Origin of the sequence: Bifidobacterium castoris (assembly GCF_003952025.1) — a bacterium.
Lineage (GTDB): Bacteria > Actinomycetota > Actinomycetes > Actinomycetales > Bifidobacteriaceae > Bifidobacterium > Bifidobacterium castoris.
The window spans coordinates 78,115-92,359 of the sequence record NZ_QXGI01000004.1; the positions used below are offsets into that span (position 1 = coordinate 78,115).

Annotated in this window: 13 protein-coding genes; 10 read left to right on the plus strand and 3 right to left on the minus strand. The window is 68.8% G+C overall.

All coding sequences use genetic code 11. The features are described 5' to 3' along the window. The first annotated feature begins 79 nt into the window (after window positions 1-79). The 3 genes from hflX (at window position 80) to D2E22_RS05930 (ending at window position 3,815) form a co-directional block, all read left to right on the plus strand. Window positions 80-1,474, plus strand: a complete 1,395-nt coding sequence (gene hflX / locus D2E22_RS05920; RefSeq protein WP_126032295.1) for a GTPase HflX — start codon at window positions 80-82, stop codon at window positions 1,472-1,474. Window positions 1,475-1,708: 234 nt separating this feature from the next. Then, window positions 1,709-2,671: an L-lactate dehydrogenase gene (locus tag D2E22_RS05925; protein ID WP_126032187.1), complete on the plus strand. Its 963-nt coding sequence runs from the start codon at window positions 1,709-1,711 to the stop codon at window positions 2,669-2,671. A 214-nt stretch (window positions 2,672-2,885) separates the two neighbouring features. After that, a complete protein-coding gene (locus D2E22_RS05930; protein WP_126032188.1) occupies window positions 2,886-3,815 on the plus strand; it encodes a cation diffusion facilitator family transporter in 930 nt (309 codons plus the stop codon). A 10-nt stretch (window positions 3,816-3,825) separates the two neighbouring features. On the opposite strand, the gene lexA is transcribed toward D2E22_RS05930, so the two are convergent. Beyond that, the gene (gene lexA / locus D2E22_RS05935) at window positions 3,826-4,518 is read right to left on the minus strand and encodes a transcriptional repressor LexA (RefSeq protein WP_126032189.1); all 693 of its coding nucleotides are present in this window, start codon (window positions 4,516-4,518) and stop codon (window positions 3,826-3,828) included. 165 nt (window positions 4,519-4,683) lie between these two features. On the opposite strand from lexA, the gene D2E22_RS05940 reads away from it, so the two are divergent. Both D2E22_RS05940 and nrdR read left to right on the plus strand, forming a co-directional pair. Then, on the plus strand, window positions 4,684-5,115 hold the full coding sequence (locus D2E22_RS05940) for a LysM peptidoglycan-binding domain-containing protein (protein WP_126032190.1): 432 nt from the start codon (window positions 4,684-4,686) through the stop codon (window positions 5,113-5,115). Between the two features lie 77 nt (window positions 5,116-5,192). After that, on the plus strand, window positions 5,193-5,639 hold the full coding sequence (gene nrdR, locus D2E22_RS05945; RefSeq protein WP_126032191.1) for a transcriptional regulator NrdR: 447 nt from the start codon (window positions 5,193-5,195) through the stop codon (window positions 5,637-5,639). Between the two features lie 78 nt (window positions 5,640-5,717). On the opposite strand, the gene serA is transcribed toward nrdR, so the two are convergent. After that, window positions 5,718-6,920, minus strand: a complete 1,203-nt coding sequence (serA, locus tag D2E22_RS05950; RefSeq protein ID WP_126032192.1) for a phosphoglycerate dehydrogenase — start codon at window positions 6,918-6,920, stop codon at window positions 5,718-5,720. Between the two features lie 10 nt (window positions 6,921-6,930). Next, entirely contained in the window at window positions 6,931-9,177 is a 2,247-nt protein-coding gene (locus D2E22_RS05955; protein WP_126032193.1) for a HelD family protein, read from the minus strand. A 231-nt stretch (window positions 9,178-9,408) separates the two neighbouring features. Between D2E22_RS05955 and mraZ the strand changes: the two genes are divergently transcribed. From mraZ to D2E22_RS05980, 5 genes are read left to right on the plus strand one after another with little or no spacing between them, the layout of a single operon-like run. Continuing rightward, entirely contained in the window at window positions 9,409-9,930 is a 522-nt protein-coding gene (mraZ, locus tag D2E22_RS05960; RefSeq protein ID WP_126032194.1) for a division/cell wall cluster transcriptional repressor MraZ, read from the plus strand. Between the two features lie 8 nt (window positions 9,931-9,938). Next, window positions 9,939-11,021, plus strand: coding sequence for a 16S rRNA (cytosine(1402)-N(4))-methyltransferase RsmH (rsmH, locus tag D2E22_RS05965; protein WP_126032296.1), 1,083 nt, complete (start codon window positions 9,939-9,941; stop codon window positions 11,019-11,021). 2 nt (window positions 11,022-11,023) lie between these two features. Further along, window positions 11,024-11,488, plus strand: a complete 465-nt coding sequence (gene ftsL / locus D2E22_RS05970; RefSeq protein WP_126032195.1) for a cell division protein FtsL — start codon at window positions 11,024-11,026, stop codon at window positions 11,486-11,488. 6 nt (window positions 11,489-11,494) lie between these two features. Then, window positions 11,495-13,294: a peptidoglycan D,D-transpeptidase FtsI family protein gene (locus tag D2E22_RS05975; RefSeq protein WP_126032297.1), complete on the plus strand. Its 1,800-nt coding sequence runs from the start codon at window positions 11,495-11,497 to the stop codon at window positions 13,292-13,294. Window positions 13,295-13,331: 37 nt separating this feature from the next. Beyond that, window positions 13,332-14,207, plus strand: a complete 876-nt coding sequence (locus tag D2E22_RS05980) for a UDP-N-acetylmuramyl peptide synthase (protein WP_126032196.1) — start codon at window positions 13,332-13,334, stop codon at window positions 14,205-14,207. Window positions 14,208-14,245 lie beyond the last annotated feature (38 nt).

Genomic DNA, 14,245 nt, shown 5'->3' on the forward strand with positions numbered 1-14,245 from the left:
AGCGACGGCCCCCTTCGGGGCGCAGGGACGCCGCGGCGTGCTCGCCGACCAGTCCGACGTGCTGCTCGATGACGGGCACATGGACGGCGCCGAAAGCGAAATCTGGCGCGAAAGGGAATCGCGCAACGAACTCAAGCACGTCATCGGCCTCGGCGAGCTCGAGGACGTCACCGAAGTCGAATACCGCAAGGTGCGCCTCGAACGCGTCGTGCTCGTCGGCGTCTGGTCGGCGCGCACCGGTTCGCAGCGCGAGGCCGAGGAGTCGATGCGCGAGCTCGCGGCGCTCGCGCAGACGGCCGGCGCCGTCGTGTGCGACGCCGTGCTGCAGCAGCGCTCGCGGCCCGATCCGGCCACCTACGTGGGCGCCGGCAAGGCCAAGCAGATCGCGGACATCGTCGCGGTCAACGAGGCCGACACGATCATCGTCGACGACGACCTGCCTCCAAGCCAGCGGCGCGCGCTCGAGGACGCGACGAAGGTCAAGGTCGTCGACAGGACGGCCGTCATCCTCGACATCTTCGCGCAGCATGCGACGTCGCGCGAAGGCAAGGCGCAGGTCGAGCTCGCTCAGCTGCAGTACATGCTGCCGCGTCTGCGCGGCTGGGGCGCGGCGCTGTCGCGTCAGGCCGGCGGACGCGCCGCCGGCGCCGACGGCGGCATCGGCTCGCGCGGCCCGGGCGAGACGAAGATCGAGCTCGACCGCCGCGTCATCCGCACCAGGATCGCGCATCTGCGCCACCAGATCGCGCAGATGGCGCCGTCACGCGAGGTCAAGCGCGGCTCACGGCGCAAGTACGGGCTGCCGACGATCGCCGTCGTCGGCTACACGAACGCCGGCAAGTCGTCGCTGACGAACCGGCTCACCGGCTCAGACGAGCTCGTCGAGAACGCGCTGTTCGCGACGCTGGACACGGCCGTGCGCCGTGCGCGCGCGAAGGACGGCCGCCTGTACGCGTACGTCGACACGGTCGGCTTCGTGCGCCGGCTGCCGACGCAGCTCGTCGAGGCCTTCAAGTCGACGCTCGAGGAGATCGCCGACGCCGACCTCGTCGTCCACGTCGTCGACGCGTCGCATCCCGACCCCTTCGGGCAGATCGACGCCGTCAACGAGGTGCTGCGCACGATCGACGGCGTCGAGCGGCTGCCGGTCGTCACCGTGTTCAACAAGACCGACCTCATCGACGACGTGACGCGCGAACGGCTGCACCGGCTCGCGCCGGACGCGTTCCTCGTCTCGTCGGCGAGCGGCGAGGGCGTCGACGGGCTGCGTGCGCACGTCGAGGGGATGCTGCCTAAGCCGAACGTGCACGTCGAGGCGCTGCTGCCGTACACGGCCGGCTCGCTGCTGTCGAGGATCCGCGAATACGGCGACGTCGGATCGGTCGAATACCGCGGCGATGGCGTCATGCTGCAGGCGGACGTCGACGAGCGCCTCGCCGCGCAGGTGATGGAACAGGCCGTCGACGGGGGCTGACGACACGCAAAGCGCCCCGGCTGCGCACGTTCGCGCGGCCGGGGCGCCTGACGCGCATTCCGTCCAGCGCGCAAGTTGCTGACAGCGCTGTCAACACGGGGACGGGAGACGGCGGCGGGGCGCCGATGGCGCCGTTTTTCGAACCGTGAACAAGGGGGACGTCTGCTACAGTGAGCAGCGAATGAAATACGCATCCGCCACAAGCGGATCTTCGGTGATTATTGAGAGGTTATCATGGTGGATTCACCCATTAAGCCCACAAAGCTCGCCATCGTCGGCGCCGGCGCCGTCGGTTCCACGCTCGCCTTCGCCGCCGCCGAGCGCGGCGTCGCCCGTGAAATCGTCCTCGAGGACATCGCGAAGGAACGCGTCGAGGCCGAGGTGCTCGACATGCAGCACGGTTCGAGCTTCTTCCCGACCGTCTCGATCGACGGATCCGATGACCCGGAGATCTGCCGCGACGCCGACATGGTCGTCATCACCGCCGGCGCACGCCAGAAGCCGGGCCAGTCGCGCCTCGACCTGGCCGGCGCGACGATCAACATCATGAAGTCGATCATCCCGAACATGGTCAAGGTCGCCCCGAACGCGATCTACATGCTCATCACGAACCCGGTCGACGTCGTCACCCATGTGTCGATGAAGCTCTCGGGCCTGCCGTCGAACCAGATCTTCGGCTCGGGCACTAACCTCGACTCCGCGCGTCTGCGCTTCCTGATCGCGCAGCAGACCGGCGTCAACGTCAAGAACGTCCACGCCTACATCGCCGGCGAGCACGGCGATTCCGAAGTCCCGCTGTGGGCCTCCGCCACGATCGGCGGCGTCCCGATGTGCGATTGGCAGCCGCTGCCGGGCCACGCCCCGCTCGACGCGGCGATGCGCGAGCAGATCCACCAGGAGGTCAAGAACGCCGCGTACAAGATCATCAACGGCAAGGGCGCGACGAACTACGCGATCGCGATGTCCGGCGTCGACATCATCGAGGCCATCCTCAAGGACTCGAACCGCATCCTGCCGGTGTCCTCGCTGCTCAACGACTTCCACGGCATCTCGGACGTGTGCATGTCGGTGCCGACGCTGCTCAACCGCAACGGCGTGAACTCCCGCATCAACACGCCGGTGTCCGAGCATGAGCTCGCCGAGCTCAAGCGCTCCGCCGAGACGCTCAAGGAGACCGCCGCGCAGTTCGGCTTCTGATTCGCGCGACCGGCATGTTCCAAGGGCCGGGTGACCGATCGATCGGCCACCCGGCCCTTGCCGTCTTCCGGGGGGGCGGCGACGCGCCGCCTGCGCCCCGGACGGTTGCCGTGCCGGGGCGCGCGTCCTAGGATGTGCAGCAGCGACGGGGACGGAAGCCGCAAGGCGGTTCCGGCACGCCGCGCGAAGGTGAGGTCGCGGACAGGGAGATGGCATGGCGCATTCGCATACGCATACGGTGGGCGGCGGGATGGACCACGCCGGCAGGCTGACGACGACGCTCGTCCTGACCGGCACGATCTTCGTGGCCGAGGTCGTCGGCGCCGTCGTCACCGGCTCGCTCGCGCTGCTCGTCGACGCCGGCCATATGATGACGGACGTCTCGGTGCTCGCCGCGTCGACGCTCACCGCGTATCTGATGCGGCGCCGGCCGAGCAACGCGCGCACGTGGGGATGGGCGCGCCTCGAGGTCATCACGGCCGCCGGCGGCGGCGCGCTGCTGCTGTTCGTCGGCCTGTACGCGCTCATCGAGGCCGGGATGCGCCTGTTCGGCGCCGAGCCGGATACGATCCACGACGTGCGGCTGCTGCTGTTCTTCGGCGTCCTCGGTCTGGCCGCGAACGTCGGCTCGATCCTTGTGCTGCGCGCGCAGGCGGGCGACAACATGAACATGCGCGCCGCGTTCCTCGAGGTATGCAACGATGCGCTCGGTTCGGTGGCCGTCATCGTCTCGGCCGTCGTCATGATGACGACGGGATGGGACGGGTTCGACGCGATCGCCGGCGCGTTCATCGCGCTGCTGATGATCCCGCGCGCCTTCATCCTCGTACGCGACGCGATGCGCGTGCTGCTCGAGGAGACGCCCGAGGGCCTCGATCTGGACAAGGTGCGTGAGCATCTGCAGCAGGTGCCGCATGTGATCGCCGTGCACGACCTGCATGCGAGCGTCGTCGCGACCGGCATGCCGATCCTCACCGCGCATGTCGTCGTCGATCGCGGCATGACGATGGAACAGGCCGGAGAGGTGCTGCGCCGGATGCAGGACTGCCTGCGCGAGCATTTCCCGGTCTCGATCCCGCACACGACCTTCCAGCTCGAACCGGAGGGCTATACGAGCGAAAGCGCGTCGCGCATCCATTCGTGAGTGGCGCGGCTCACAGCCTGCGCAGCACGGTGACGACCTTGCCCATGATCTGGGCGTGCGTGCCGTCGATCGGCGAATAGTTCGGATTGTGGGGGATGAGCCAGATGTGGCCATGCTCCTGACGGAAGGTCTTGACGGTCGCCTCGTCGCCGAGCAACGCGGCGACGATGTCGCCGTTCTCGGCGTTCTGCTGCTCGCGCACGACGACGAAGTCGCCGTCGCAGATCGCGGCGTCGATCATCGAATCGCCGTGCACCTCGAGCATGAACAGGTTGCCGGTGCCGGTGAGCCGCACCGGCAGTCGCATGACGTCCTCGACATGCTGCTCCGCCGTGATCGGCGCTCCGGCGGCGATCACGCCGACGAGCGGCACGTCCTGCGAGGCAGTGTAGGCGTCGCCCGTCGCCTGCATGCCCTCGCCGAAGGCGACCGGCACGTTCTGCGGCCCGGTGATTTCGATCGCGCGCCCCTTGTTCGCGTCACGGCGGATGTATCCCTTGAGCTCGAGCGCCTGCAGCTGATGCTGGACCGACGACGTGCTCCTGAGACCGGCGGACTGGCCGATCTCGCGCAGCGACGGGGCGAATCCCTGGCGCGAGATCAGATCGCGGATCGCGTCGTACACGCGCCGTTGGCGCTCGGTGAGGGGCTCCTGCGGGCCGGCGTTGCCCGGCTGCTCGCGCTGTGGTTCGGTGCTGTGCATGGCATGTCCTTTCGTTGGTAGCCACGATACCGCGAAACGCCGAGGAAATCAAACAGATGTTCGAATCAGGCTTGACGGAATCGAACATCTGTGTGAACATCGATGCCATCGAAGAGAACAGATGTTCGAAAGGTGGCTCGTATGGAGACTCGGGGAATGCGTCGGATGACGGTCGGATCCGAGACGCATGGCGGTCGTGCGGTCATCGACGTGCCGATGGCCGCCGCGGCGCCGTGCACGCGGCTTCGCAGCGGGGAACGCGCCGTCGCGGCGCCGGTCCGCGGCTGGTGCGCGCGCCATATGCGCATGCTCGCCGTCGTGCTGTTGGCGTGCGCGACCTTCCTCGCCCTGTGGGGCAGCGGCGCATGGTCCGGCGGCCGCGCCCCCGCTGCGTCCGCCGGGCGGGCGGCGGCCGGTGTCGCCGCCGACGCGGTCGTCCACTACACGGTGCGCTCCGGCGACACGCTGTGGTCGATCGCGCGTTGGTGCGGCTATGCGAACGAGCAGCAGGGCGTGGCCGAACTGATGGCGATGAACGATCTGGGCACGGCCGAGCTCAGCCCCGGCCAGCACCTCGTCCTGCCGATGGGCGTGTGACGATGGCGGCCATAGCGGCGGCCGCGCACGGCGCGCGGTCGGTTATAAAGGGCGCGCTTGCCGCTATTGTTGCAGATATGTATTGTCCTTTCTGCCAGAACCCCGATACCAAGGTGATCGACACGCGCATCAGCGACGACGGTCACTCGATCCGCCGCCGGCGCGAATGCCCCAAATGCGCTCGCCGCTTCAGCACCGTCGAGACGGCGACGCTGCTCGTGAGGAAACGCTCGGGCAACGTCGAGCAGTTCGACCGCAACAAGGTCGTCTCCGGCGTGCGCAAGGCGTGCCAGGGACGGCCGATCAACGAGGATGACCTCAAGCAGCTCGGCCAGAAGGTCGAGGAGAGCCTGCGCGCGCAGGGCATCGCCGAAGTGCCGTCCGAGCAGGTCGGCAAGGCGATCCTCAAGCCGCTGCGCGAACTCGACGAGGTGGCGTACCTGCGCTTCGCGAGCGTCTACCAGAACTTCGAGGACCTCAACGACTTCCAGCGCGCGATCGACGACCTGCGCGAAGCGGAGTGAAGGTGCGCCGATGACGAGGGGGCCGCATCCCGTACCGGGATGCGGCCCCCTTTCTGTATGCCCCTGTGCGCGGCGCCGTCAGTGCTCGAGGACGCGCATGCGGATCGTGCCCGGGATCGCGGCGAGCGCGTCGAGCGTGCGCTCGTCGGGGACCGTCGCGACGTCGGTGACGACGTAGCCGATCTCGCCTTCGGTGCCGAGCGCCTGCGCCGAGATGTTGATGTCCTGCTCGCCGAGCACGCGGTTGACGGCGGCGAGGATGCCCGGCAGGTTGTCATGCAGGTGCGCGATGCGCACCGCGCCCTTGCATGGGCCGGTCGTGATCTGCGGCAGGTTGACCGACAGCATCGTCGACGCCTTCGTCCAGTAGTCTTCGAGACGCTGGGAGACGAACTGGCCGATCGATTCCTGCGCCTCGAGCGTCGAGCCGCCGATGTGCGGCGTGAGGATCATGTTGTCCTCGTCGGCGAGCACCGTATGGAACTCGTCGCCGCTCTTCTTCGGCTCGGTCCGGAACACGTCGATCGCCGCGCCGGACAGATGGCCGCAGTCGAGATGGCGCTTGAGCGCGTCGAGGTCGACGACGAAGCCGCGTGAGCAGTTGATGAAGATCGCGTCCTGCTTCATGTGCGCGAACTGGTCCTCGCCGAAGAAGCCGACGTTCGACTTCCTGCCGTCCACATGGATCGTGACGGCGTCCGAGCGTTCGAGCAGTTCGTCGAGCGTCTCGCAGCGTTCGGCGTTGCCGAGGGCGAGCTTCTCCTCGATGTCGTAGAACAGCACGTGCATGCCGAGCGCCTCGGCGAGCACCGACAGCTGCGATCCGATGTTGCCGTAGCCGATGATGCCGAGCGTCTTGCCGCGCACCTCGTGCGAGCCGGCGGCGGACTTGTCCCACAGGCCGTGCTTCATATGGTGCGTGTGCGCGGGGATGCGGCGCATCAGGCAGATGATGTCGCAGATGACGAGCTCGACGACGGAACGCGTGTTCGAATACGGCGCGTTGAACACGGCGACGCCGGCCTTCGCCGCGGCGGCCAGATCGACCTGGTTCGTGCCGATGCAGAAGCATCCGATGGCCGTGAGCGTCGGCCGCGCGTCGAGCACGCGCCGCGTCACCGTCGTCTTGGACCGGATGCCGAGCAGGTCGACGCCGTCGAGCGCCTCGATGAGCTCGTCCTCGGCGAGGGCGCCCTTCATCGTCTCGACTTCGAAGCCATGGTCGCGCAGGGCCTGCGCGGCGAGCGGATGGATGTTTTCCAGTAACAGTGCTTTCGGCATGGAGTCCACCTTAGAGGTTGAGCAGCGTTTCATCATCGTTTGTCCGTAGTATAAGCAGACGCTGCGTCGGGCGCGTCAGCGCTACGTACAGATCGGCGGCCGCGCTGACGTGATCGGGCGCCTCCTGCCCGATGGCGCCGGGTTCGACGACGACGACCGCGTCGTATTCGAGTCCCTTGACCGCCTGCGCGCCGCATACGACGACCTCGTCATCGACGAGGCCGGGCCGCCCGGCCAGGGCGTCGGCGACGGCGGCATGCACGGCGTCGGCGATCTCGTCGGGGACGATGACGGCGACGCGGCCGTTGCCGCCGTCGTCGACGAACTCGTCGGCGAGCGCGCGCGCCCGTTCGCCGACGGCGCGGTAGAGCGCCGGTCGGTCGTCCAGCCGGACATGTTCGACGGCGTCGGGCACCGAGCGGATCGCCTTGACCGTCGAGATGTACAGGCCTTCGCCTTGCGCGAAGGCGGCGGCGAGGTCGGAGACCTCGCGCGGGTTGCGGTAGTTGATCGTCAGTTCCTTGAGGTCCCAGTTGCCCGGGCCGAAGAGCGCGTTCATCGACTTCGCCCAGTCGCGCGTGCCGCCGAGCGCCGAGGTCTGGGCGACGTCGCCGACGATCGTGAACGAGCGCGACGGGCACCGGCGCATCAGCATGCGCCAGTCCATCGGCGTGAGCTCCTGCGCCTCGTCGACGACGATGTGCCCGTAGGTCCATTCGCGGTCGGCGGCCGCGCGCGTCGCGACGAGTTCGACGTCGTCGGCGCTCATCTCGTCGGCGAGCATCCTCGAGGTGACGATGCCCGATCCGATCCCGGCCTGCGCGAGCGTGTCGCGCGCGTACTGCTCCTCCTCGGCGCGCCGGGCGTCGCGGGCGGCGCGCCGGGCCGCCTCGTGCGGATCCGGGCCGAGCAGCTCGAGCGCCTCGTCGAGCAGCGGGATGTCCGAGCGCGTCAGCGGCGCTCCGGGCTCGCGCGTGAGCATCCGCACCTGCTCGTCGGTGAGCCACGGCGCGAAGCGGCGGAGCTGCGCCGGCTTCGAGAACATCTGGTCGAGCATCCACGCGCCGTCCATCGGCAGCCATGCGAGGTTGAGCGTGACGCGCAGGCGGTCGTTCATGCGCAGCTGCGCGAGGATGTCGGCGAGCTCGGAGGCGTCGGGCGTGTAGTCGAGCTGCTCGACGACGCGCGTGCGCATCATCCCGAGCATCGACGCGACGAAGGTCTCGCGCGCCTTGTTATGCGGCTGGCGCGTGCGGCGGGCGTCGGCGATCGCCTGTTCGATGTCGGCGGCGCGCATCGGCACGCTGACGCCGTTGACGTTGATCGTCGGCAGCTTCGAGGGCACGCGCTCGCGCGCGGCGACGGCGTTCGCGACCATCTGCGCCATGCGGCGCTCGCCCTTGAGCTTCGCGACATGGGGCTCGTCCTCGCGCGCGGCGACGACGCCGGGGACGAGGACGCCGATCGTGCGGCTGACGACACCGGTCTCGCCAAGCGACGGCAGCACCTGGTCGATGTAGTGCAGGAAGTCCTCGCTCGGGCCGACGACGAGCACGCCCGACCGTTCGAGGCGACGGCGGTGCGTGTACAGCAGATAGGCGGCGCGGTGCAGCGCGACCGCCGTCTTGCCGGTGCCCGGACCGCCCTGCACGACGAGCGCGCCGCGCATGTCGGCGCGGATGATGCGGTCCTGTTCGGCCTGAATCGTTGCGACGATGTCGGTCATCTTGCCGGTGCGCCGCGAGCCGAGCGAGGCCAGCAGCGCACCCTCGCCGGTGAGCGTGCCGCGTTCGGAGGCGGCGTTGACGTGCTCGGAGCGCACGTCGAGCACCTCGTCCTCGATGCCGGCGACGTCGCGGAAGTGCAGCGTGATGTGGCGGCGCATGACGATGTCACCGTGATGCGACGGCGTCGCCTCGTAGAACGGCCGGGCCGCCTCGGCGCGCCAGTCGGTGAGGATCGGCTCGTGCTCGGCGTCGGACAGGCCGATGCGCCCGATGTAGCGGCGTCGTCCGGCCGTGTCGTCGAGCCGTCCGAAGACGAGGCGGTCCTCGACGGCGCGCAGCTGCGCGAGGCGGTCCTCGTACATCGTCGCGAAGGAGTCGCGTTCGGTGCGCTGCGTCGGCGAGCCATGCGATCCGGCCGCGCGCACGTCGCTCAGGCGTTTGCGCACCTGCGCGCGCAGATCGTCGAGACGCCCGTAGGCGCGGTCGACGGCTCCCTGTTCCTCTTGCAGCTGCGATGAATACTGTGACATGCTCTTGTGCGTCCCCTCGGTGAAAGTTAAGCCGTACAAGTGTAGCAAACGCGTTCAACAGCGTCGCGCCGACGGACGCGATGTGCGGATTTCGTACATGAAACGGGCCGACGGGTCACGCTCACGGCGTGTTTAGCCGCGCGGTGGGGATTTTAGGTGAACAGTGGGGTAGAGTGGTGGTCTGAGCAAGCAAGTGGTCGGAGTCAGGTCGAGAGCGTGCGGAGGTGGGCGATGACGGATCACACCGACGCGCACCCCACGCATGCGACGGCCGACACACCGGACGACGCGGCCTGCGGGCCGCTCGACGACGCGCCGCTGCTGCTTGGAACCTACACGCCGAAGATCGATGCCAAAGGAAGGGTCGCGTTGCCAGCGAAAATGCGTACGCAGCTGGGGGAGGGCATGGTGCTCGCGCGAGGCCAGGAACGCTGCGTCACCGTCCTGCCACGCCGGGAGTTCCGCCGCATCGCCGCCCGCATCCAGCGCACGTCGATGGGCGACCGCGCCGCGCGCCAGTACCTGCGCATCTTCCTGTCCGGCGCCGTCGACACGCTGATCGACCGCCAGGGCCGCATCAGCGTGCCGACGATGCTGCGCGACTACGCCGGCCTGGGCGAGCGCATCGTCGTCATCGGCGTCGGCACACGCGCCGAGATCTGGAACGCCGACGCGTGGGAAGACTATCTCGCGCGGAACGAACAGGGATACGCCGACATCAGCGACGACGTGCTCCCGGACATGGAGTTCTGATGACCGATTTGACCGATTACGCACACATCCACCAGCCGGTGCTGCTGCGCGACTGCGTCGAGCTCGTCTCGCCGGCGCTCGCCGCCCCCGGCTCGGTCGTCGTCGACTGCACGCTCGGACTGGCCGGGCATGCGGTCGCGTTCCTCAAGGCGAACCCCGAGGCCCGGCTCATCGGCATCGACCGTGACGCCGAGGCGCTCGAGATGGCGACCGCGCGCATCGCCTCCGAGGGGATGGCCGGCCGGTTCACGCCGGTGCACGCCGCCTTCGACGCCTTCGACGAGGTGATCGCGGGCAACGGGCTCGAACATGTGGACGCCGTGTTCATGGACCTCGGGCTGTCGAGCCTGCAGATCGACGAGTGTGAGCGCGGCTTCTCCTATTCCCATGACGCGCCGCTCGACATGCGCATGGACGTCGCGCAGCCGCTGACGGCGCGCGACGTGCTCGCGACCTACGACGAGCGCGCATTGGCCCATATCTTCAAGGAATACGGCGAGGAGCGCTTCGCCCGACAGATCGCGCGCCGCGTCGTCGCCGAACGCGCCCGCGGGCCGCTCGAGACCTCGGCGCAGCTCAACGCGCTCGTCGACGAGGTGATCCCGCAGGCGCACCGCGCGAGCGGCAACCCGGCCAAACGCGTCTTCCAGGCGCTGCGCATCGAGGTCAACGGCGAGCTCGACAAGCTCGCGCGCACGCTGCCGCAGATCGCGAACCGCCTCGCCGTGGGCGGACGCCTCGTCGTCGAGTCGTACCATTCACTCGAAGACCGTTCCGTCAAGACCTTCATGAACCAGGGACTGCACGCCGACGTCCCCGCCGGCATGCCGGTCATCCCCGACGACATGCAGCCGTTCTTCGCGCCCGTCACGAAGGGCGCCGTCATGGCCGACGCCGAGGAGCGCGCGCGCAATCCTCGCGCGGCCTCGGTGCGCCTGCGCGGCGTCGAGCTGATCCGGCCGCTGCCCGAACGCTGGCGCCGCCGCTTCGCCGAACAGGCGCGCGGCGACGCCGGCGGACGCGCGGACCGTGTCGGCCGCGGCGCGCGCGGACGCCACGGCCAGGGCCGGCGCGCGAAGGCGAGGAGCTGATCATGGGATCGTCAATGCGTTCATCACGTTCGTCGGCGGCGCCGGCCGGACGCCAGGGCCAGGAGCCGGCCGTCGGCCATGTCCAGAAGCGCCCGCAGCTGCACGTCATCGAGAACCGCCGCGCCTCGTCGTCGAAGGTCGGCCGCGGCATGGAGCGGCTGCTCGACTGGACGCGCACGCGGCGTTCGCCGGCCGTGCACATCGTCGTCGCCGTGCTGTTCCTCGGCGTGTGCCTGCTCGGCGCGCTGCTGCTGCGCACGCAGATGAGCTCGAACTCTTTCGAGGCCGCCACGATCGAGCAGCACATCACGATGCTCCAGCAGGACGTCGAGGAGGACCAGACGAAGCTTTCGCAGCTCGAGGCCACGCTGCCCGAGCGCGCGCAGAAGATGAAGATGGTCCCCGCCGAAGGTTCGCTGTCGATCGACCTCAACGGATACACCCCGTCACAGGAAGGCACCCACTAAGCCATGATGCATCCCATCCGTTCGTTCAGGGCGCTCGCCAAGCCGATGCGCAGCGCCCTCGTGCTCGGCGTCGTGCTCGCGCTGCTCGCCTCGGCGTGCCTCGTGCAGCTCGGCGTGCTCCAGCTCGTCGAAGGCGCGCGCACCGCACAGGCGGCCGCGCAGGCCCGCACCGTGCAGGTCACGCTCAGCGCCAAACGCGGCCGGATCATGGACACCAACGGCGTCGTGCTCGCCCAGAGCGTCGAACGCTACACGATTGTCGGCAACCCGCAGGCCGCGCAGGACTTCACGCCGCTCGACTGCACGCCGCGCACCCAGGACTACTGCCAGCAGCTCGACGGCAAGCCGCTCGAGACGACCGGCGTGGCCGCCGTCGCGCAGCTGCTCGCGCCGCTGCTCGACATGAGCGCCGCCGAGATCGGCGGCAAGCTCGCTGGCACCGGCCAGTACGCGGTGCTCAAGAAGGACGTGACGCCCGAGGTCAAGCGCAAGATCAGCGCGCTGCATCTGGGCGGCATCGTCTACGGCGAGCTGAGCAACGAGCGCGTCTACTCGAACGGGTCGCTGCTCGGCGTCTTCCTCGGCGGCGTCGACGACGAGGGCAAGGGCGTCGCCGGCGTCGAGCAGCTCGAGGATGAGGCGCTCACCGGCACCGACGGCTACGAGATCTACCAGCAGGGCAACGGCGGCGAGCAGATCCCCGGCACGATGACCGAATCGAAGGCCGCCGTCAACGGCGCCGACGTGCAGTTGACGATCGACCGCGACGTGCAGTGGCGCGTCGAGCAGATCCTCAAGCAGAGCCAGGAGAAATACAAGGCCGGCTGGGGCATCGCCGTCGTGCAGAACGTGCGCAACGGGCAGATCGTCGCGCTCGCCGACACCGACGACATCGAGGCCGGCAGCGACGACGCGAAGCTCAACGTGGCGCGTGCGGTCAACGAGACCTTCGAGCCCGGCTCGATCGGCAAGGTGTTCACGATGTCCGGCCTCATCCAGGAGGGGCTGCACACGATGGGCGACAAGTTCACGGTGCCCTCGACGCTCACGCTCGACGGACAGCAGTACAAGGACTCCTTCGAGCACGGCGACGAACGCTGGACGATGGCGGGCATCCTCGAACAGTCGTCGAACATCGGCACGATCCTCGCCTCCGAGAACTTCAGCGACGACAAGCGCTACGACTATCTGCGCAGATTCGGCATCGGGCAGCCGACCGGCCTGGGGCTGCCGGGCGAATCGCAGGGGCTGCTCGCGCAGGCCTCGCAGTGGGACGGCCGCACGCGCAACACCGTGCTGTTCGGCCAGGGCTACACGGTCAACGCGCTGCAACTGACGAACGCGGTGAGCGTCATCGCGAACGGCGGCGTCAGGAAGCCGCAGTCGATCATCAAGGCGGTCATCGACGCCGACGGCAAGACGCGCGAAAGCGAGACCGGCGACTCGACTCGCGTCATCGACGAATCGGTCTCCAAGCAGGTGCTCAACGCGATGGAATCGGTCTCCGAACACTACGCGTCGCAGGGATTCGCGGGCGTCGACGGCTACCGGGTCGCCTCGAAGTCCGGCACCGCCGAGGTCGCCGGCGCCGACGGCAAGCTCTCGTCGCTGATCAGCGACTATTCGGGCATCATCCCGGCCGATGACCCGCGCTTCGTCATCACCGTCATCCTCAAGGACCCGGAAGGCGCGTACGGCGGCCTGACCGCCGGACCGGTCTTCGCCGAGATCGGCAAGTTCCTGATGCAGAAGTACGAGGTGCCGAACTCCCAGCCGCGCACGGACGCCATCCCGGTGGAGTGGTGAGCCGCAGGCGGAGGAAGCACACGGAGAGGAGACAACGATGAGCGCAATCAACGAAACGACATCCCAGCGCCTGACGCTCGGCATGCTCGAGGACCGCTACGGCTGCGAGCTTGTGCCGGGCTTCGCACGCGACGTGACCGTCACCTCGCTCGCCAACGACGTGGACTCGGTCACGCCGGGCGCGCTGTACATGCCCGGCGCGCGCGTCGACAGGGGCCGGATCGCGCTCGCCGTGCGCCGTGGCGCCTACGCCGTCATGCTGCCGACGTCGATGCGCAACGCGGTCGACGACCCGCAGGTGCCGGTGCTGTTCGCCGACCCGTCGCCGCGCCGGATCGGCGAGCTCGCCGCCTCGATTGCCGGGCGCCCGGCCGAGTCGATCGCCGTCTTCGCGATCGCCGGAAGCGACGTCGACCATGTGCGCGAGGACGTCGACGTGCTCGCGCAGTTCCTGCACATGCTCGGCAACCCGGTCGGTACCGTGTGCGAGGGCGACTCGCAGTCGCTCGAACGTTTCCTCGAGCTGAGCTATCCGGTCGACGCCTTCGCGATGCAGCGCGTCCTCTCGGTGTGCGTCGAGGACGGCGCCGCCGCGATCATCATCGCGCTCAACAGCCGCACCGTCGCCGCCGGCGCGCTCGAATCGGTCGGCGTCGACGTGCTCGGCTGCGACGACGCCGGCGCCCACGTCGACGAGATGATCGCGCATGTGGCCGAGCAGTACGGCTGCACGCTCGACGCGAACACGCATCTGGCTCAGCGCGACGCGGAGACTGACGCGATGGCCGAGCAGGCCGACTTCGGCGACGGGCATGCGCACGCGCTGTCGCTCGCGATCGCGATGACGCTCGCCGCCGGCGTGCGCAAGGCGAACATCCGCAACGCGCTGCGCGTGTCCAAGGAGCTGCGCTGAGCGCGGCGCTGGCGGATCGACAAGGCTTCGAGACGAAG

What these genes read in the sequence shown, in the direction of transcription:
- D2E22_RS05925 (WP_126032187.1), top strand. Translation starts at nt 1,709, where the DNA reads ATGGTGGATTCACCCATTAAGCCCACAAAGCTCGCCATCGTCGGCGCC.
- D2E22_RS05955 (WP_126032193.1), bottom strand. Translation starts at nt 9,177, where the DNA reads ATGTCACAGTATTCATCGCAGCTGCAAGAGGAACAGGGAGCCGTCGAC.
- D2E22_RS05930 (WP_126032188.1), top strand. Translation starts at nt 2,886, where the DNA reads ATGGCGCATTCGCATACGCATACGGTGGGCGGCGGGATGGACCACGCC.
- nrdR (WP_126032191.1), top strand. Translation starts at nt 5,193, where the DNA reads ATGTATTGTCCTTTCTGCCAGAACCCCGATACCAAGGTGATCGACACG.
- D2E22_RS05975 (WP_126032297.1), top strand. Translation starts at nt 11,495, where the DNA reads ATGCATCCCATCCGTTCGTTCAGGGCGCTCGCCAAGCCGATGCGCAGC.
- serA (WP_126032192.1), bottom strand. Translation starts at nt 6,920, where the DNA reads ATGCCGAAAGCACTGTTACTGGAAAACATCCATCCGCTCGCCGCGCAG.
- mraZ (WP_126032194.1), top strand. Translation starts at nt 9,409, where the DNA reads ATGACGGATCACACCGACGCGCACCCCACGCATGCGACGGCCGACACA.
- hflX (WP_126032295.1), top strand. Translation starts at nt 80, where the DNA reads ATGGACGGCGCCGAAAGCGAAATCTGGCGCGAAAGGGAATCGCGCAAC.
- D2E22_RS05980 (WP_126032196.1), top strand. Translation starts at nt 13,332, where the DNA reads ATGAGCGCAATCAACGAAACGACATCCCAGCGCCTGACGCTCGGCATG.
- ftsL (WP_126032195.1), top strand. Translation starts at nt 11,024, where the DNA reads ATGGGATCGTCAATGCGTTCATCACGTTCGTCGGCGGCGCCGGCCGGA.
- lexA (WP_126032189.1), bottom strand. Translation starts at nt 4,518, where the DNA reads ATGCACAGCACCGAACCACAGCGCGAGCAGCCGGGCAACGCCGGCCCG.
- D2E22_RS05940 (WP_126032190.1), top strand. Translation starts at nt 4,684, where the DNA reads ATGACGGTCGGATCCGAGACGCATGGCGGTCGTGCGGTCATCGACGTG.